The 15,542-nt window shown below is 68.7% G+C and carries 22 protein-coding genes; 11 read left to right on the forward strand and 11 right to left on the reverse strand.

Annotation, left to right across the window (positions count from 1 at the left end; translation table 11 throughout):
- Positions 1-88 precede the first annotated feature (88 nt).
- Positions 89-871: an IclR family transcriptional regulator gene (locus tag RZE77_RS32090; protein WP_319442719.1), complete on the forward strand. Its 783-nt coding sequence runs from the start codon at positions 89-91 to the stop codon at positions 869-871.
- A gap of 27 nt (positions 872-898) precedes the next feature.
- Here RZE77_RS32090 and RZE77_RS32095 read toward each other — a convergent pair whose 3' ends face one another.
- Together RZE77_RS32095 and RZE77_RS32100 are read right to left on the reverse strand one after the other, a co-directional pair.
- Positions 899-1,603 (reverse strand): B3/B4 domain-containing protein, encoded by a 705-nt coding sequence (locus RZE77_RS32095; RefSeq protein WP_319442720.1) that lies wholly within the window; start codon positions 1,601-1,603, stop codon positions 899-901.
- Positions 1,604-1,642: 39 nt separating this feature from the next.
- Entirely contained in the window at positions 1,643-2,503 is an 861-nt protein-coding gene (locus RZE77_RS32100) for an AraC family transcriptional regulator (RefSeq protein WP_319442721.1), read from the reverse strand.
- A 192-nt stretch (positions 2,504-2,695) separates the two neighbouring features.
- Here RZE77_RS32100 and RZE77_RS32105 point away from each other — a divergent pair, with 192 nt between their 5' ends.
- Entirely contained in the window at positions 2,696-2,896 is a 201-nt protein-coding gene (locus RZE77_RS32105) for a hypothetical protein (RefSeq protein ID WP_021003566.1), read from the forward strand.
- A gap of 142 nt (positions 2,897-3,038) precedes the next feature.
- Positions 3,039-3,485: an SRPBCC family protein gene (locus RZE77_RS32110; RefSeq protein ID WP_319442722.1), complete on the forward strand. Its 447-nt coding sequence runs from the start codon at positions 3,039-3,041 to the stop codon at positions 3,483-3,485.
- Positions 3,486-3,499: 14 nt separating this feature from the next.
- Here RZE77_RS32110 and RZE77_RS32115 read toward each other — a convergent pair whose 3' ends face one another.
- Complete coding sequence (locus RZE77_RS32115) at positions 3,500-4,249, reverse strand: TerC family protein (protein ID WP_319442723.1); 750 nt, start codon at positions 4,247-4,249, stop codon at positions 3,500-3,502.
- Positions 4,250-4,440: 191 nt separating this feature from the next.
- On the opposite strand from RZE77_RS32115, the gene RZE77_RS32120 reads away from it, so the two are divergent.
- The 5 genes from RZE77_RS32120 (at position 4,441) to RZE77_RS32140 (ending at position 7,012) form a co-directional block, all read left to right on the forward strand.
- Positions 4,441-4,809, forward strand: a complete 369-nt coding sequence (locus RZE77_RS32120; RefSeq protein ID WP_021003563.1) for a hypothetical protein — start codon at positions 4,441-4,443, stop codon at positions 4,807-4,809.
- Positions 4,810-4,869: 60 nt separating this feature from the next.
- The gene (locus RZE77_RS32125) at positions 4,870-5,283 is read left to right on the forward strand and encodes a GNAT family N-acetyltransferase (protein WP_319442724.1); all 414 of its coding nucleotides are present in this window, start codon (positions 4,870-4,872) and stop codon (positions 5,281-5,283) included.
- A 29-nt stretch (positions 5,284-5,312) separates the two neighbouring features.
- The gene (locus tag RZE77_RS32130) at positions 5,313-5,825 is read left to right on the forward strand and encodes a P-loop nucleotide/nucleoside kinase family protein (protein WP_319443449.1); all 513 of its coding nucleotides are present in this window, start codon (positions 5,313-5,315) and stop codon (positions 5,823-5,825) included.
- A gap of 82 nt (positions 5,826-5,907) precedes the next feature.
- On the forward strand, positions 5,908-6,546 hold the full coding sequence (locus tag RZE77_RS32135; protein WP_319442725.1) for an alpha/beta fold hydrolase: 639 nt from the start codon (positions 5,908-5,910) through the stop codon (positions 6,544-6,546).
- A gap of 34 nt (positions 6,547-6,580) precedes the next feature.
- The gene (locus RZE77_RS32140; protein WP_319442726.1) at positions 6,581-7,012 is read left to right on the forward strand and encodes a VOC family protein; all 432 of its coding nucleotides are present in this window, start codon (positions 6,581-6,583) and stop codon (positions 7,010-7,012) included.
- 23 nt (positions 7,013-7,035) lie between these two features.
- Here RZE77_RS32140 and RZE77_RS32145 read toward each other — a convergent pair whose 3' ends face one another.
- Genes RZE77_RS32145 through RZE77_RS32155 form a run of 3 tightly spaced genes read right to left on the reverse strand, consistent with a single transcriptional unit; the run spans position 7,036 to position 8,670 of the window.
- The gene (locus tag RZE77_RS32145; protein ID WP_319442727.1) at positions 7,036-7,713 is read right to left on the reverse strand and encodes a glutathione S-transferase family protein; all 678 of its coding nucleotides are present in this window, start codon (positions 7,711-7,713) and stop codon (positions 7,036-7,038) included.
- 58 nt (positions 7,714-7,771) lie between these two features.
- On the reverse strand, positions 7,772-8,143 hold the full coding sequence (locus RZE77_RS32150; RefSeq protein WP_319442728.1) for a VOC family protein: 372 nt from the start codon (positions 8,141-8,143) through the stop codon (positions 7,772-7,774).
- Positions 8,144-8,190: 47 nt separating this feature from the next.
- Positions 8,191-8,670, reverse strand: a complete 480-nt coding sequence (locus RZE77_RS32155; RefSeq protein WP_319442729.1) for a VOC family protein — start codon at positions 8,668-8,670, stop codon at positions 8,191-8,193.
- Between the two features lie 97 nt (positions 8,671-8,767).
- Between RZE77_RS32155 and RZE77_RS32160 the strand changes: the two genes are divergently transcribed.
- Both RZE77_RS32160 and RZE77_RS32165 read left to right on the forward strand, forming a co-directional pair.
- Positions 8,768-9,259 (forward strand): helix-turn-helix transcriptional regulator, encoded by a 492-nt coding sequence (locus RZE77_RS32160; protein ID WP_319442730.1) that lies wholly within the window; start codon positions 8,768-8,770, stop codon positions 9,257-9,259.
- Positions 9,256-9,663: a VOC family protein gene (locus tag RZE77_RS32165; protein ID WP_319442731.1), complete on the forward strand. Its 408-nt coding sequence runs from the start codon at positions 9,256-9,258 to the stop codon at positions 9,661-9,663. The genes RZE77_RS32160 and RZE77_RS32165 overlap by 4 nt, the downstream gene beginning before the upstream one ends.
- 18 nt (positions 9,664-9,681) lie before the next feature.
- Here the strand turns inward: RZE77_RS32165 and RZE77_RS32170 are convergent, their stop codons facing one another.
- From RZE77_RS32170 to RZE77_RS32190, 5 genes are read right to left on the reverse strand one after another with little or no spacing between them, the layout of a single operon-like run.
- Complete coding sequence (locus tag RZE77_RS32170; RefSeq protein WP_319442732.1) at positions 9,682-10,374, reverse strand: substrate-binding domain-containing protein; 693 nt, start codon at positions 10,372-10,374, stop codon at positions 9,682-9,684.
- On the reverse strand, positions 10,371-11,276 hold the full coding sequence (locus tag RZE77_RS32175; RefSeq protein WP_319442733.1) for a DUF1932 domain-containing protein: 906 nt from the start codon (positions 11,274-11,276) through the stop codon (positions 10,371-10,373). Before RZE77_RS32175 ends, RZE77_RS32170 begins: the two co-directional genes overlap by 4 nt.
- Before the next feature lie 19 nt (positions 11,277-11,295).
- The gene (locus RZE77_RS32180) at positions 11,296-12,315 is read right to left on the reverse strand and encodes a Bug family tripartite tricarboxylate transporter substrate binding protein (protein ID WP_319442734.1); all 1,020 of its coding nucleotides are present in this window, start codon (positions 12,313-12,315) and stop codon (positions 11,296-11,298) included.
- A 15-nt stretch (positions 12,316-12,330) separates the two neighbouring features.
- Entirely contained in the window at positions 12,331-13,038 is a 708-nt protein-coding gene (ligK, locus tag RZE77_RS32185; RefSeq protein WP_319442735.1) for a 4-carboxy-4-hydroxy-2-oxoadipate aldolase/oxaloacetate decarboxylase, read from the reverse strand.
- A gap of 4 nt (positions 13,039-13,042) precedes the next feature.
- Positions 13,043-14,071, reverse strand: a complete 1,029-nt coding sequence (locus RZE77_RS32190) for an amidohydrolase family protein (RefSeq protein WP_319442736.1) — start codon at positions 14,069-14,071, stop codon at positions 13,043-13,045.
- A 164-nt stretch (positions 14,072-14,235) separates the two neighbouring features.
- Between RZE77_RS32190 and RZE77_RS32195 the strand changes: the two genes are divergently transcribed.
- The gene (locus tag RZE77_RS32195) at positions 14,236-15,537 is read left to right on the forward strand and encodes a LysR family transcriptional regulator (protein WP_319442737.1); all 1,302 of its coding nucleotides are present in this window, start codon (positions 14,236-14,238) and stop codon (positions 15,535-15,537) included.
- Positions 15,538-15,542 lie beyond the last annotated feature (5 nt).

The raw sequence follows: 15,542 nt of genomic DNA on the forward strand, positions 1-15,542 counted from the left end.
TCCAACCCCCAGGCGGCGCGATCTTAGTGGTTAAGTGGAAAACGTTTCTACTAGTGAAAACACTTGGCAAAATGCTAGAGTTGTTCCCATGACCGCCATACTCGAACGCAGCTTCAAGGTCCTTGAACACCTGGCCGGCCACCCCGAAGGCCGTGCGCTTTCCGCGCTCTCCGCCGAGCTGGAAATGCCGCTGAGCGCCACCCACCGCCTGCTGAGCGAGCTGATCCGCTGCGGCTACGTGCGGCAGGACCAGAGCCACGGCGACTACATGCTCACGATCAAGCTCGTGTCGCTCGGCCTGAGCTTCCTGAGCAACAGCGGCATCGTCGACGTGGCGCAGCCGCTGCTCGACCGGCTCGCGGCCGAATCGGGCGAGCTGGTGCGGCTGGCGGTGGTCGATGGGGACGAGCTGACCTTCGTTGCCAAGGCGCAGGGCGCCGTGCGCGGCCTGCGCTACGACCCCGACATGGGCCTCTCGGTCAACCTCTCGTGCAGTTCCGCGGGCCACGCTTGGTTGTCGACGATGACGGACGAGCAGGCGCTCCAGCTGGTCGCGAGGCAAGGCTTCGGACAACCCGAGGACTTCGGCCCGAAGGCGCCGACCACCGTCAAGGCACTGCTGGTGTATCTGCGCGCGGCCCGCAAGCGCGGCTTCGCGATGATCAACGAGGTGTTCGCGCCCGCCATGACGGCCATGGCTGCACCCGTGCGCAGCGGCAACGGCGCGGTGATCGGCGTCATCACCATCGCCGGGCCGCTGGTGCGGCTGACCGAAGAGCGCATGCTCGCGCTGGGCCCGGCCCTCTTGGCCACGGCCGAGGACGTGGCGCACGCAAGCGGCGCGTCCGCGCTCTTCAAGCGGCGCGCCTGATCGCGCGCCTCGGGGGACGGCCGCTCTTCAGAATGCCAGGCGGGGCGCGTCCTTCCGCAAGAGCGCGCACGCGGCCGGCGGCGCCCAGGTGTCGGCCAACGCCCGGGACAGCGCATCCAGCAGCTGCTGCACGTCGTTGGCGGCATCCGCATGCAAGGCCTCGGCCACGATGAGGACGCGGGAGGTTTCATCGCGCACGGCCGAAAGCGCGCTCTGGCGATGGGTCCAGCGCCGGGCGTGCGCGCAGCCTGCGGCATCCGCAAAGACGACTTCGCCACGATCGGGCGTCTCCGTTTCGCCCGAGAACGCGAGGTAGCTTTCGGTGCCTTCGGCGCATCGCACCTGCAGCCCCTCGGCCACCTTCGAGAGGTCGAACACCGCGATCGGAATCGCGAAGGCCAGCGACAGCGCGTTGCAAAGATCGACGAGCGGATGGATCGGCGGCAGCGCGCCTTCCTTCCTGAACCGGCGCAGCAGCGACTCGGAGGCGCACCGGTACTGCGTGGGCTTGAGACCCATGCGTGCGAAGCTGCGGCGCCAGGCCTGGATCTCCGGAAGATCGGCTTCCGAGCCGACGGCATCGAGCCGTGCGCGTGCCACGCCGTGGTAGTGCGCCACCTGCGCCTGCACGCAGGTGTTCCGGTGGATGCCCTGGGCCAGCAGGACGCCGGGCACCAGTTCGGGATGGCGCTCCCAGATTTCCGGCGAATGAGAGAAGAAGAAAGAGTGCATGGCGCAGTGTGTCGCTGGCGCTGCCACCTGTCTTGAACGCTATTGCAGCCGTGCCGGCCGCGTCCAGGCGCGCTGCCATGCGCCGGGCGTGAAGCCGAAGTGCAGTGCGAACGCGCGCGTCATGTGGCTCTGGTCGGCAAAGCCGGCCGTCATGGCCGCATCCGCCAGTGCAGTGCCGCGCCGGATGAGGCCGCGCGCCACTTCCGCGCGCTGCTGCAGCAGCCACGCGAACGGCGTGACGCCATGGACCGCCTTGAAGCGCCGCAGCAGCTGGTATTTGCTCAGCCTCGAAGAGGCCGCGAGCTGGTCCAGGCTGGGCGGCTGCGCAAGGCAATCCGCGAGCATGTCGCGCGCCTGCGAGACGTCGGCCGATGCGGCGCGCGTGGGCAGCCTTTGCGCGCCGTGGTGCGATGCAAGCTGGGTGCAGGTCTGCACGAGCAGCTCTTCGCAGCGCAGTGCATCCGCCAGCACCCGCTGCGGCGCTGCAGCGTGCGCCTCCAGCAGCCGCAAGAGTTCGCCGAGCGTGCGCCACAGCCGGTCGTCCTTGATGACGGGGCGGATCAGGGCCATGTCCTCATTCGCCGCGCCCGTTGCAGCCGCATCCACGGCCCATCGAAGCGCAGCGGGTTCGAGATACAGCATGCGCCAGCGCCGAAAAGGCCCGCCGAGCGGCCGCCCGTCGTGTACCTCGCCCGGATTCGTCGCGATGAGATGGCCGGCATGGGCCTCGACCTCGCCGCATCCGCTGGCCGAGCGCTGGGCGCCTTCGTCGATCACGCCGATGCCGAAGGTGGCATGCCAATGCCTGCCGTAGCGCCGTTGGCTCGAGATGCGGGTGCCATGCACGCCTTCCCAAGGCGAGCCGAAGACGCGGCAGTCGTGGTGCGGGTTCTTCATCATCGCGCGCAGTATGCATGGGCACGCGAACCCCCAGGATTCGCCGCAAAGTGCGCAAATTTGCACAGCTTCCTCCGCGGGCACCCTGTCCGACGTACTCCGTTTGGCAATGCGCGCTTGTAGGATCGCCGCCATCCAGCAAAGCACGCCATGCGGCCCGCACTCCACCACCCTTCCCCGTCCGCCTCGATTCGAATGAAGCAGATCTGCGTCAACTGGCGTTCGAGCGTCGTCCACGACGAGGACGACGAGCACTGCGACGACGGCCTGTGGGTGCCCGAAACCCCTGCAGCGCGCAGGGAGGCCCAGGTGATCTGCGAAGTCCAGAATGCGATCTACGGCCACGGCTCGCACTGGATCGAAGAGCGCGAGGCTCTTCTCCTGCGCTCCGCCTGACCCGGGCGCGCAGGACCGACTGCGAACTTTCGGCCTCAAAAAAATTTTTTTCGCACGGCGCTACAGTTCGCTGTCGATTTTCCGCAGCCTCGTTCGTCGTGCCAGTGGAGGGTCATCCTCTGCACTTCAGGAGAACACAGCCATGGCTACCAACACCGTCCGCCTGCATCGCGTACTGCGCACCCCGCCCGAGCGGCTCTACCGCGCCTTCGTCGAACCCAGCGCCTTCGAGCGCTGGCTGCCGCCATTCGGATTCACCGGCAAAGTCCACAGCATGGATCCCGTGGTCGGGGGTGCGTGGCGCATGTCCTTCACCGCCTTTGGCAGCGGCCAGAGCCACTCGTTTGGCGGTAAGTACCTGGAGCTCGTTCCGGGCCAGCGCATTGCCTACGACGCGACCTTCGACGATCCCAACCTGCCGGGCACGATGAAGACCACCGTGACGCTCACGGCCGTGTCCTGCGGCACCGAGATGTCCGTCGTGCAGGAAGGCATCCCCGACGTGATTCCCGCCGAGATGTGCTACCTGGGCTGGCAGGAGTCGCTTGTCGCGCTCGCCCAGCTGGTCGAGCCGAACATTCCGGGCTGAGGCACCGAGCGGCTTCAGTCGCCCGGAATATGGGGCGGATGCAGCTCCACGGGCTTGGCTGATTTCTTGCGCAGCCGGATGTTGAGCATCTCCACGGCCAGCGAGAAGGCCATCGCAAAGTACACGTAGCCCTTGGGCACGTGATGGCCGAAGCCCTCCGCCACGAGAACCACGCCCACCACCACCAGGAAGGCCAGCGCCAGCATCTTGATGGTGGGGTGGTTCGAGACGAAGCGGCCGATCGGGCCGGCGAACAGCATCATGAGGAACACCGACACGATCACCGCGGCGATCATGACCCGCACGTCGTCCACCATGCCGACCGCGGTGATGATCGAGTCGAGCGAGAACACCAGGTCGATGAGCATGATCTGGAGGATGACGCCCGCGAAGGTGGCCTTGACCGCGCTCGACTTCTGCTCGTGGCCGCCCTCCAGCGACTGATGGACCTCGCTCGTGCTCTTCCAGATCAGGAACAGCCCGCCCAGGATCAGGATCAGGTCGCGTCCCGAGATGTCCTTGCCGAGCACCGAGAAAAGCGGCGCGACCAGGCCCACGATCCACGCGAGCACCAGCAGCAGCCCGATGCGCATGAACATGGCCATGAACAGGCCGACGCGGCGTGCGAACTCGCGTTTGGCGGCCGGCAGCTTGTCGACCAGGATCGAGATGAAGATGATGTTGTCGATGCCCAGCACGAGCTCGAGCGCGGTCAGGGTCGCAAAGGCGATCCAGACCTGGGGATCCGTCAGCAGTTCAAGCATGGAAGATCTTTCGGCACGGCAGCGCCGGCAAAAAAGAAGGATAGGAAGCAGGAACGAAGTCTGCCATGCGGCTTCCCGGGGGTTTTTCGCGTGACATCTTGAAATGTTCTTCACCGAAGCGATGTGTGCGAGTTCGCGCGGCCGAACGTTGGAAGAGGCATCGGGACTATTCCCATATCTCTGGAGACGAGATGACCTTTCCTCGAACCGTTCTCAAGCTGGCTCTCTCGGGCACGATTGCCGCAGGCGCACTTTTCGGCGTGGCCGCTGCAACCGCGGGCACCAGCTGGTCCATCGGCGTGTCGCTGCCCGGCGTGGTGGTGAGCGAGCCGGCACCGGTCTACTACGAGCCCGCGCCTGTGTACTCGCGGCCGGCCCCCGTCTACTATCAGCCGGCACCGCCGGTGCGCTACCAGCCGCCCGCCTACGTTGCACCGGCGCCCGTCTACTACGAGCCGGGACCGAGCTGGGAAGAACGCCGCGCCGAGCGCCGTGAATGGCGCCGCCGCGAATGGGAGCGCCGCGAGCACTACCGCCACTATCGCGAAGACCGGGACTGATCGCAGCCGCGCGAACGGCTACAGTCGCCCTCGATGCCATTCAATTCTCGAGGAGCGGATATGCAGATTCGCAGCGCTGCGGCTTCCGATGCCGATGCGATCCATCGCCTTCTTTGCGCCAACGGATGGGCGCACCGGGTCGCCGATGCCGCACACCTCGGCCGGCTGATCTCGGCATCGCAGCAGGCGGTGGTCGCGTTGTCGGCGGATGGCGAAATCGTCGGCTTTGCACGCGCCATCGGCGATGGCATCTCCAACGGCTACCTGTCGATGGTCGTGGTCGCCGAGCCGCTCCGCCGGCAGGGCATCGGGCAGGCGCTGGTCCGGCACATCCTGGGGTCCGGGGCGGACATCACATGGGTGCTGCGGGCCGGCCGGCCGGGCGCCGCCGAGTTCTTTGCCAAGCTGGGCTTCAGCCCCTCGTCGGCCGCGATGGAGCGGCCGCGGGAGCAACACCTGCGGATGGCGCCTTGACGCGGGGAATCACGCGCATGGCGAAGCCGGTGCTGATGGTTCTCGGCGGATTGCCGGGCACCGGCAAGACCACCATCGCGCGCGAACTCGCTGCCCGCTTCCCCTGCGCCTATCTGCGCATCGACACCATCGAGCAAGCGCTCATCCGATCGGGGGCTCTCGAGGAAGTGGGCCCCGCCGGCTACGCCGTGGCCTGCGAGCTTGCCCGGTCCAATCTCGCGCTCGGCATGCCGGTGCTCGCCGATTGCGTCAATCCGCTCCCGGTCACCCGTGAGGCATGGCGTGCGGTGGCAGCCGGCACATCCTCGGACTTGCTCGAGCTTGAGATCGTGTGCTCCGACCGCGCCGAGCACCGCAGGCGCGTGGAGAGCCGGAAGGCCGACATTCCGGGCCACGTTCCACCGACCTGGGAGGCAGTCGTTCGCCATGAATACGCGGCCTGGACCACGAGCCGCCTCGTCATCGATTCGGCATTCGTCAGCGCGAGCGAGGCGGCCACGCTGATCCTGGAGCGGCCGCGCAGCCACGCCGCAGGCGAGTAAACGGCCTACATCGGGCTGCGCGCGAGGCTGATCAGCATGGGCTTCGCGAGGCATACGGTGCTCCTCGAAGGAGCACGCACCCATGGCCCGCGAATCCACGCTTTCGATCGACGGCTCGACCCTTGCCTACCGCTGCGCCGGCAATCCGCGATCGCCGTGGCTCGTCCTGCTGCACGGCTGGCCGCAATCGAAGTCGATCTACGACCCCGTGCTGGACGAATTGGGAAAGGACGCCCACGCCATCGCCTTCGACCTGCCCGGCATCGGCGGATCGCATGGCCTTCCGCCGGCCGCGTCGCCGTGCGAGCTGCATGCACTCGCCGGCCTGCTGCTGCGCGCGGCCGAATCGCTGGGCGCGCATTCGATCGACCTGCTCGCGGGCGACAAGCCTGCGCTGACGAACGAGATCCGGAACGACTGGACGCGCGCCTACCAGCGGCCCGAAGCCTTGAAGGCCGGCTTCGACTGGTACCGGGCGCTCGAGAGCGCCGCGCAACGCAATGCGAGGCCCGCCCGCATCGACACGCCCATCCTGTACCTGCGCGGCGACGCCGGCGGCCGCGACATCGACGGCTATGTCGAAGGCCTGCGCAGGGCCGGCGCGGCGAATCTTCGATCGCGGCTCATCGGCGGCAGCGGCGAGTTCCTTCCCGTCGAGGCGCCCGCTGCAACCTGCGAAGCGCTGCGCGCATTCCGCGCTGAACTCGGGCTTGCGGCCTGATCCGGGCAACATCGCCTTTTCTTCGGAGACCTCCATGCAACCAAGAATCACCGTCATCACCCTCGGCGTCGACGACCTGGAGAGGGCTGTCGCCTTCTATCGCGACGGTCTCGGCCTGCCCACCAACGGCATCGTGGGCAGGGAGTTCGAGAACGGCGCCGTCGCCTTCTTCGACCTGCAGGGCGGGCTCAAGCTGGCCGTGTGGCCGCGCTCGAGCATCGCGGCCGATGCCGGCCTTCCGCTGCGCACGGGCGGGTCCCTCGAATTCACCCTCGGGCACAACGTCATGTCGAAGGCCGAAGTGGACGCCGTGATGCAGCAAGCCGCGAGGGCCGGCGCCGCGGTCGTGAAAACCGCGGCCGACACTTTCTACGGCGGGTACGCCGGCTACTTCACGGACCCGGACGGGCACCTGTGGGAGGCGATCTACAACCCGCAACTGCTGCCAAAGGCTGAAGCTGCGTAGGCGCTTGGGGCCGCGGCCGCCCGTCAAGGCCTGTCGGGCCTGATGTCGGGTGCAGGCGTCGAGGAGACACCCTGCGCCTCGGCCGCTCGCGATTGCGCAGCCATGGCTGCCTTGAAGCCCGGTCGCGCCTGCAGGCGCTCCCAGTAGGCCGCCACCGCCGGAGTGAAGCGCTCGGCCAGGCCCAGGTGCTCGGCCAGCAGCAATGCGTAGCCGACCGACACGTCCGCTGCGGTGAAGCGCCCTGCGCAGAGGTGGTCGCGCTCGGCGAGCAGCGGCTCCAGCGTTCGCAGGCGCGCCAGGAACCACTTGGCATAGTCGTCGGCGACCTGCGTCTGTTTTCGTTCCGCCGGTTCGAAGTGCGCATACCGCAACACGAGCGTCTGCGGAAAGGTCAAGGTCGCCTCGCCGAAATGGAGGTAGTTGAGGTACGGCCCGAAGTCCGGCTCGTCGCGGCCCACATCGAGTTGGCCCGCCGAGAACCGCGCGGCCAGGTACTGGCAGATCGCGGCCGATTCGGTCATCCGCATGGCGCCGTCGGACAGCATCGGCACCGTGCCGAGCGGGTTGACATCGAGGTACGGCCGAGACAGCACGCGCGGCGGAAAGGGCAGCATCCTGAGCTCGTAGGAAAGCCCGATCTCTTCAAGCGTCCAGAGAGGGCGGAACGAGCGTGCGCTGACGCAATGGTGCAGGGTGATCATGGTTCGGCGGCCTCTGGCCGCCACTGTGTTGAATTGACTTGTCAGCAGAGCGATCGAGCTATCGCACTGGCTGCTGCACCAGCTGAAGCTCGTTGCCGGCAGGGTCGCGAAGCGTGGCGAGGATGCCGCCCCAGTCCTGCTGCTCGGGTTGGCCCGTAAATGCAACGCCGAGGTCGGAAAGCTCCCTGAACTTCGACCGGATGTCCGCGACATCGAAAGACAGTCCCGTAAAGCGTCCGATGAGTGCCTGGTCTTGCGCCGGAGCACTTTCGTCGACATGCTCGACCACCAGGCTCATCGCGCCGGCATCGAAGACGCAGTATCCCTGCCTGCTTCCGTCGGCCCTGAGCGGCAGGCCGAGCATGTCTCCATAGAAGCGGGAGGCTCCCGGCAAGTCCCGGACAAAAATGCGCGCGGTGCGAAGCTGCATGGTTTCTCCAATTGCTGCCGTGAAGCTGGGGCTGGCCTGCGAACGCGTCAGCCGCGCCGAGCCGCTTCGATCGCGGCGATGTCGATCTTTGTCATTTCCATCATGGCTTCGAATGCGCGCTTGGCTGCCGCCGGGTCGGGATCGGTGATGGCGGCCGTCAGGGCGCGCGGCGTGATCTGCCACGACAGTCCCCACTTGTCCTTGCACCAGCCGCATGCGCTGGCCTGGCCGCCGTTGCCGATGATCGCGTTCCACAAGCGGTCCGTCTCGGCCTGGTCGTCGGTCGCGACCTGGAACGAGAAGGCCTCGCTGTGCTTGAACGCCGGTCCTCCGTTCAGGCCCAGGCAAGGAATGCCGAGCACCGTGAACTCGACCGTCAGCACATCGCCCTCCTTGCCCGCGGGATAGTCGCCGGGCGCACGATGGACGGCGCCCACCGCGCTGTCGGGGAAGGTCTCTGCATAGAACTTGGCGGCATCCAGGGCGGTGCCGTCGTACCAGAGACAAATCGTGTTCTTGCTGATCATCTTGGGTCTCCTGAATGGGGCAGATACGAACTGCAGTTGCGACCCCCGGCAGGATAGCGCCTCCAGTCGCCACACGCGCGTCCCCGATAATTTTGCGATGGCCACCGACCCGATCAACCAGGACCCCGCACTGCTGCGGCGGCTGCTGCGCGCCAAGGACCGGATGGATGCCGCATCGCACGAGGAGTGGCCGGTCGAGCGGCTGGCGCAGGTGAGCGGCGTGTCGGAGGCCCACTTCGCGCGATCGTTCAAGCAGGCCTTCGGCACCCCGCCGCACCGGTACCTGCTCACGCGGCGCATCGAGCGCGCGATGGCGCTGCTGCGCGAGACCGACCGGCCGATCACCGACATCGCCTTCGAGACGGGCTGGGCCAGCCTCGGCACCTTCGGGCGCACCTTCCGCGACATCACCGGCAGCAGCCCGAGCGCGATCCGCACGCGCGCCAAGGCCAGGCCGCACGAGCTCGGCCGCGTGCCCGCCTGCATCGTCAATGCCGCGCACCGGCCCCATCTCACGACCGCAGTTTCGGAGAAGCGGCGCCTGGCCGCAGACGGTACAAACAAGCCCCAACAACAGGAGATCCCATGAATCAGGGCATTGAAGTCGCCGGTCTGTATGTGCACGATCAGGACGAAGCGCTGGCGTTCTATGTAGAGAAGCTCGGCTTCCGCGTCCACACGGACGTGGGGAACGGCGACTACCGCTGGCTCACGGTGCAGCACCCCGAGCAGCCGTCGTTCCAGCTCGGCCTGTTCAGGCCCGGGCCGCCGGTGCTCGATGCGGCCACGGCGCAGGCAGTGCGCGCCATCGTGGCCAAGGGCGCGATGCCGCCGCTGGTGCTGCGGGTGGACGACTGCCGCGCCGCCTATGAGCGGATGCGCGGCCTGGGCGTGGAGTTCACGCAGGAGCCGGTGGAGCGCTACGGCACCGTGGACGCGGGTTTTCGCGATCCGTCGGGCAACGGCTGGAAGATGATCCAGGCGCGCGGCTGAGCCCGCGCCGAGCTGGCCTCAGGCCGGCGCCATGCCATGGCGGCGCTTGGCCTCGGCGCTGTCTGCCGAACGCATGGATTCGAGCAGCGCGCGCACCGCGGCCGGCTGCGCGCAGCCGGCCACCGGCGCCGCGGAAAAGACCGTGGTGATCTGGACCTCCGGCGGCAAGGGGCCAACCAGGTCGATGCCTTCGACGCCGATCAGCTCGCTCCATTGCTGAAACCCCAGCGCGGCATCGCCGCGTGCAAGCAGCGAGCCGACCGGCACGCCGGGCGGCGCCTGCACCAGGCGGTCGCGGATCTCGCCGGCGATGCCCCAGCGCTCGAACAATGCCATCAAGGCAACGCCGCTCGGCCCTGTCGAATACGCGATGCCGGAGGCGGCCCGCACCGCGCTGCGCAGCGCGTCCTCAGTGGAAATATCGGGCCGCACCGCGCCTGCAGGCACTGCCACGGCCACGCCCGAACGGGCCAGGTCGACCTTGCCGTCGGCGTCGAGCCTGCCCTGCGCGGCGAGCTTGTCGATCGCCTCCGAGGCCAGCACCACCACGTCGAAGGGCTCGCCCGCCGACACGCGCCGCGCCGCCTCGACGCCGCCGATCGCCAGGAACGAGACCGGCACGCCGCTGCGCTGCGAATGGGCGGCCGCAAGCTCCTCGAGCAAGCCCCGGGTCGCCATCGAGCAGAGGCCGCGGATCGCGGGCGCCGTCATTTCCCGCCGCCCTGCCCCGTGCCGATCAGGCGGTCGGCGTAGTCCTGCCATGGGCTCTTGGCGTCCAGTCCCTCGAAGAGGCCGGTGCGCGCCTGCTGCGCGACCCAGTCCTGCTTGGCTGCAATGGCCGCCGCCATGAAGGGCTCGAAGCCGGTCTCGCGAACGGTCTGCGCCGCTTCGCGCATTTCTTCCGCGCGCCGCTTGCCATGCTGCACGACGCGGCTGAAGAAGTAGGCGCCCTGGCGCTCCCAGTCGATCTGCGGAAAGGTCTCCGCGAGCGTGGGCAGCACATGCGCCTCGACGCCGTAGCGCCGCGCCGTGGTGTAGCTTTCGATCACCAGCGCCTCCAGTCCCTTGATCATGATGCTGCGGCTCATCTTGATGGCCGAGGCCACGCCGAGCCGCTCGCTCACGGCGCGCGCGTCCATGCCCCATGCGCACAGCGTGGCCGCGAGCGCCTCGGCCTGGGTGCCGCCCAGCAGCATCGGCACGCGGATGCCGTAGGGCGGCACCGAGGTCATCACGCCGGCTTCCACATAGCCGGCGCCGGCGGCTTCGAGCACGGCGCCGGCCCGCTGCTTGGTGCCGGGCGAGGCCGAGTTGAGATCGAGAAAGCGGCTGCCCGCACGCGCATGGCGCGCGGCCTCCTCGGCCACCGCGAAGGTATTGGATGCAGTCACGGCCGAGATCAGCAGATCGGCCGCGGCGCACAGCGCCTGCATGCCCGAGGCGACGCGCAGGCCGTCCGCTTCGGCGGCGGCCCGTGCCGCCGCGCCGCTGTCGGGATCGGCGAATTTCAGGTCCCAGACCCAGACCGCCTCGATGCCTTCCTTGTGCAGCAGCCCGCGGCCGAAGATGCCGCCCACTTCGCCGCAGCCGACGATGCCCAGTGTGATGCCCATGTGCGTGTCTCCTTGCTGTTCAATCGACGGTGATGCGGGCCGACTTGATCACGCGCCCCCAGCGCACGATCTCGCTCGCGATCAGCTGGCCGAAGGCCTGCGGCGTGGCGGGCGTGGCCTCGGCACCCTCGGCCGCGAGGCGCGCCCTGACTTCCGCCGAGCCGAGCGAGCGGTTGATCTGCTGGTTGATCGCAGCGACGATCGGCGCGGGCGTTGCAGCCGGCGCAACCACGCCGTACCACTGGTCGGCCTCGAAATCCTGGGTGCCGGGCACGCCGCTCTCGGCCACCGTGGGCACCTCGGGCAGCGACGCGATGCGGCGCGGGCTCGACACCGCGAGCGCGCGCAGCTTGCCGGCCTTGATGTGCGGCAGCAGCGCGGGCGTGCCGGTGAAGAGTGCCTGCAGCTGGCCCGCCAGCAGGTCGTTCACGGCCGGCGCGGTGCCGCGGTAGGGAATGTGCAGCAGCGAAGCGCCGGTCTGCAGCTTGAGGTATTCCATCGCGATGTGCGCCGCGCTGCCGTTGCCGCCCGAGCCGTAGGCCAGCTGGCCGGGCCTGGCCTTGGCCAGCGCAATCAGTTCGGCCAGCGTGCGCGCCGGCACCGAGGCATGGACCACGAGCACGTTCGGCACGCGCGCGACCCATGCCACGGGCGCGAAGCTGCGCAGCGGGTGGTAGCCGAGCTTCGGGTAGAGAGACGGGTTGATGGCCAGCGTGCCGATGTGCCCCATCAGCAGCGTGTAGCCGTCAGCAGGCGCCTTCGCGACCTTTTCCGCGCCGACGGAGCCGCCCGCGCCGGGCACGTTGTCGATCACCACGGCCTGATTCCACGCGCGGCCGAGCTCCTGCCCGATGCCGCGCGCCAGCACGTCGGTGGAGCCGCCGGGCGTGAACGGCACGACGAGGTGCGGCGGATGGTCCGGATAGGCCTCGGCGGCCGCCGCGCCGCGGCTCGCGAGCCAGAGCGCGCCGCCTGCGGAAACGATGCAGGCCTGGCGACGGGTGATGCCGGTGGTCGCGGCGCCGATGATGCGAGCCATGTCGTCCTGCCGCCGTCAGTCGATGTAGCGCAGGCCGGCCTTGGCGAGCGGCTCGCGCATGGCGTACATGTCCAGGCCGAGCTCGCCGGCCGCGAAGCGCGCGCGCTTGGCCGTCTCGTTGGCCTCGCGCGCTTCGGCGGCATCGGCCACCTGCTGCGCGCGCGCGGCCGGCACCACCACCACGCCGTCGATGTCGGCCACCACCACGTCGCCCGGATGCACCAGGGCGCCGGCGCACACCACCGGCACGTTGACTGAGCCGAGCGTGGCCTTGATCGTGCCCTTCGAATGGATGGCGCGGCTGAACACGGGAAAGCCCATCGCGTTGAGGTCGCGCACGTCGCGCACGCCGCCGTCGATCACCAGGCCCTTGCAGCCGCGCGCCTTGAACGAGGTGGCGAGCAGGTCGCCGAAGAAGCCGTCGGTGCTGTCGCTGGTGCAGGCCGCGACCACCACGTCGCCGGGCTGGATCTGCTCGGCCGCCACATGCAGCATCCAGTTGTCGCCGGGCTGCAGCAGCACCGTGACGGCCGGGCCGCAGAAGCGCGCATCGGGGTGAATCGGACGGATGCGCGGCTGCATCAACCCGAGCCGGCCGAGCGCCTCGTGCACGGTCGAGACGCCGAAGCGCGAAAGCTTGTCGACCGCGGCGGCATCCGCGCGCGCCACCTTGCGATGGACCACGCCGAGCTGCTGGAGGGTGTTGGAAGAAGAAGAAGTCATGCGATCAGAGCCCCTTGGCGATGAGTGCGCGGTCCAGGCGCGGGTACACGCGGCGTGCGTTGGCTTCGAACACCTTGTGGCGCGCTTCGGCGTCGAGCAGGGGCGTGGCGTCGATGTAGCGGCGCGTGTCGTCGTAGAAGAAGCCGGTCTCGGGATCGATGCCGCGCACCGCGCCTATCATTTCGCTCGCGAACAGGATGTTGTCGACCGGGATCACGCGCGTCAGCAGGTCGATGCCCGGCTGGTGGTACACGCAGGTGTCGAAGAAGATGTTGTTGAGCAGGTGGTCCTTGAGCAGCGGCTTCTTCATCTCCTGCGCCAGCCCGCGAAAGCGCCCCCAGTGATAGGGCACCGCGCCGCCGCCGTGCGGTATCACGAAGCGCAAGGTCGGAAAGTCGCTGAACAGGTCCGAGGTGAGGCACTGCATGAAGGCCGTGGTGTCGGCATTCAGGTAGTGCGCGCCGGTGGTGTGGAAGCAGGCGTTGCAGCTCGTGCTCACATGCACCATCGCCGGAATGTCGTGCTCGACCATCTTCTCGTAGAGCGGGTACCAGTGGCGGTCCGACAGCGGCGGCGAGGTCCAGTGCCCGCCCGAGGGATCGGGGTTGAGGTTGATGGCCACGAAGCCGTACTCGCGCACGCAGCGCTCGAGCTCCGGAATGCAGCTGCGCGGGTCCACGCCCGGCGACTGCGGCAGCATGGCCGCGCCGATGAAGTGGTCGGGGAACAGCTCGCTCACGCGAAAACACAGCTCGTTGCAGATGGCGGCCCAGGTCGACGAGGTCTCGAAATCGCCGATGTGGTGCGCCATGAAGCTCGCGCGCGGGCTGAAGATCGTCAGGTCGCTGCCGCGCTCCTTCATGAGGCGCAGCTGGTTGCCCTCGATCGACTCGCGCAGCTCGTCGTCGCTGATCTTCAGGTCGGCGGCGCGGGGCTTCAGCGCGGGGTCCTTCAGGCCCGCGATCTGCTGGCTGCGCCAGTTCTCGAGCGCCTTGGGCGCCGTGGTGTAGTGGCCGTGGCAGTCGATGATCATGGGCGGTTCCGTGGGTGGCTGGGTGGTGTTTTTCCGGCATGCGCAGCGCGTGCGCCGGCCCTTGCGCCAAGTGTGGTTCCGGACGCCGCCGCGTGGCGTGAGTTCGGCTTGCCCTACCATCAGACTTTCTTATCGGCCAGGGTTCGTGCCCAGGCACCTCCGGAATGACGGGCCGAAACCAGCTGCAAGACAAAGTGATCGACCGCACGCACACCCATGCGCTGGGCCTCAACCTGCGGCACCTGCGCGCGTTCACGGCCGTGGCGGCGGCCGGCAGCATCGCCCGGGCCGCGGACGAGCAGCTGTTCCGCGTCGCCTCGGGCGTGACGCGCTCCATCTCCGAGCTCGAAGGCGCGCTCGGCCGGCCGCTGTTCGACCGCGGCCCGCGCGGCATGGCGCTGAACTCCTACGGCGACCTGGTGCTGCTGCGCGCGCGCCGCATCGAGCGCGAGTTCGAGGACGCGCGCGCCCAGCTCGTCGCGCGCGGCGGCATCGGCGCGTCCGCCGACGTGCATTCGCTCTTCGCATCGATCCTCAACGGCCGGCGCCTCGCGGTGATCGCGAGCCTGGTGGAAAAGCGCAACATGCCGGCCGTCGCGCGCGAGTTCGGCATCACGCAGCCGGCGATCAGCAGCGCGCTGAAGGACCTCGAGGGCGGACTCGGCGTGGCGCTGCTCGAACGCAGGACGCGCGGCCTCGTGCCCACGCCGGCCGGCGAGATCGTGGCCTTCCATTTCAAGCGCGTGCTCGCGGAACTGCGCCACATCGGGCCGGACATCGCGGCCAGCGAAGGCATGCTGCAGGGCAGCGTGAACGTGGGGGCGCTGCCGCTCGGCCGCACGCAGATACTGCCGCAAGCGATCGCCTCGCTGCTGTCGCGCCATCCGGGGCTGCATGTGGCCACGGTCGAGAGCCCTTACGACGCATTGGCAGCGTCGCTGCGCAGCGGCGACATCGACTTCATCCTCGGCGCGCTGCGCAGCAGCGCCGAGGCGCGCGACCTGCAGCAGGAAGCGCTGTTCGAAGACCGCATCTCGGTGATCGCGCGCGCCGGCCATCCGCTGGCGCGTGCCGCACGTGTCGACTTCGATGCGCTGCGGCAGGCGAGCTGGGCGCTCTCGCGGCAGGGCACGCCTTCGCGCGAGCTGCTCGAGCGCTTTTTCTCGGCCGCGCGCGAAGCGCCGCCGGTTCCCGCGGTGGAGACCGGCGACCTCGCCGTGCTGCGCGGGCTGCTGCTCGAAAGCGACATGCTGACCGCGATCTCGGCCCACCAGTTGCGCCACGAGATCCGCAACGCCAGCCTGGTGGTGCTCGACTTTCCGCTCGCGGAAACGCGGCGCGAGATCGGCCTGAGCCAGCGCCTGGGCGCGTTCCCCTCGCCCGGCGCGCGCGCGCTGATGCAGGAGATCCGCGCGGTGGTCGCCCGCTCGCCCGACTTCCGCAGTGCGGCGGCGAACCGCGCCTAGAAATG

The sequence above is a fragment of the Variovorax sp. SPNA7 genome, assembly GCF_033807855.1.
Taxonomy (GTDB): Bacteria; Pseudomonadota; Gammaproteobacteria; order Burkholderiales; family Burkholderiaceae_C; genus Variovorax; species Variovorax beijingensis.

Bases quoted from the DNA above. Each gene is read 5' to 3' on its own strand.
- RZE77_RS32090 (WP_319442719.1), top strand. From the start codon at position 89: ATGACCGCCATACTCGAACGCAGCTTCAAGGTCCTTGAACACCTGGCC.
- RZE77_RS32095 (WP_319442720.1), bottom strand. From the start codon at position 1,603: ATGCACTCTTTCTTCTTCTCTCATTCGCCGGAAATCTGGGAGCGCCAT.
- RZE77_RS32100 (WP_319442721.1), bottom strand. From the start codon at position 2,503: ATGATGAAGAACCCGCACCACGACTGCCGCGTCTTCGGCTCGCCTTGG.
- RZE77_RS32105 (WP_021003566.1), top strand. From the start codon at position 2,696: ATGAAGCAGATCTGCGTCAACTGGCGTTCGAGCGTCGTCCACGACGAG.
- RZE77_RS32110 (WP_319442722.1), top strand. From the start codon at position 3,039: ATGGCTACCAACACCGTCCGCCTGCATCGCGTACTGCGCACCCCGCCC.
- RZE77_RS32115 (WP_319442723.1), bottom strand. From the start codon at position 4,249: ATGCTTGAACTGCTGACGGATCCCCAGGTCTGGATCGCCTTTGCGACC.
- RZE77_RS32120 (WP_021003563.1), top strand. From the start codon at position 4,441: ATGACCTTTCCTCGAACCGTTCTCAAGCTGGCTCTCTCGGGCACGATT.
- RZE77_RS32125 (WP_319442724.1), top strand. From the start codon at position 4,870: ATGCAGATTCGCAGCGCTGCGGCTTCCGATGCCGATGCGATCCATCGC.
- RZE77_RS32135 (WP_319442725.1), top strand. From the start codon at position 5,908: ATGGCCCGCGAATCCACGCTTTCGATCGACGGCTCGACCCTTGCCTAC.
- RZE77_RS32140 (WP_319442726.1), top strand. From the start codon at position 6,581: ATGCAACCAAGAATCACCGTCATCACCCTCGGCGTCGACGACCTGGAG.
- RZE77_RS32145 (WP_319442727.1), bottom strand. From the start codon at position 7,713: ATGATCACCCTGCACCATTGCGTCAGCGCACGCTCGTTCCGCCCTCTC.
- RZE77_RS32150 (WP_319442728.1), bottom strand. From the start codon at position 8,143: ATGCAGCTTCGCACCGCGCGCATTTTTGTCCGGGACTTGCCGGGAGCC.
- RZE77_RS32155 (WP_319442729.1), bottom strand. From the start codon at position 8,670: ATGATCAGCAAGAACACGATTTGTCTCTGGTACGACGGCACCGCCCTG.
- RZE77_RS32160 (WP_319442730.1), top strand. From the start codon at position 8,768: ATGGCCACCGACCCGATCAACCAGGACCCCGCACTGCTGCGGCGGCTG.
- RZE77_RS32165 (WP_319442731.1), top strand. From the start codon at position 9,256: ATGAATCAGGGCATTGAAGTCGCCGGTCTGTATGTGCACGATCAGGAC.
- RZE77_RS32170 (WP_319442732.1), bottom strand. From the start codon at position 10,374: ATGACGGCGCCCGCGATCCGCGGCCTCTGCTCGATGGCGACCCGGGGC.
- RZE77_RS32175 (WP_319442733.1), bottom strand. From the start codon at position 11,276: ATGGGCATCACACTGGGCATCGTCGGCTGCGGCGAAGTGGGCGGCATC.
- RZE77_RS32180 (WP_319442734.1), bottom strand. From the start codon at position 12,315: ATGGCTCGCATCATCGGCGCCGCGACCACCGGCATCACCCGTCGCCAG.
- ligK (WP_319442735.1), bottom strand. From the start codon at position 13,038: ATGACTTCTTCTTCTTCCAACACCCTCCAGCAGCTCGGCGTGGTCCAT.
- RZE77_RS32190 (WP_319442736.1), bottom strand. From the start codon at position 14,071: ATGATCATCGACTGCCACGGCCACTACACCACGGCGCCCAAGGCGCTC.
- RZE77_RS32195 (WP_319442737.1), top strand. From the start codon at position 14,236: ATGACGGGCCGAAACCAGCTGCAAGACAAAGTGATCGACCGCACGCAC.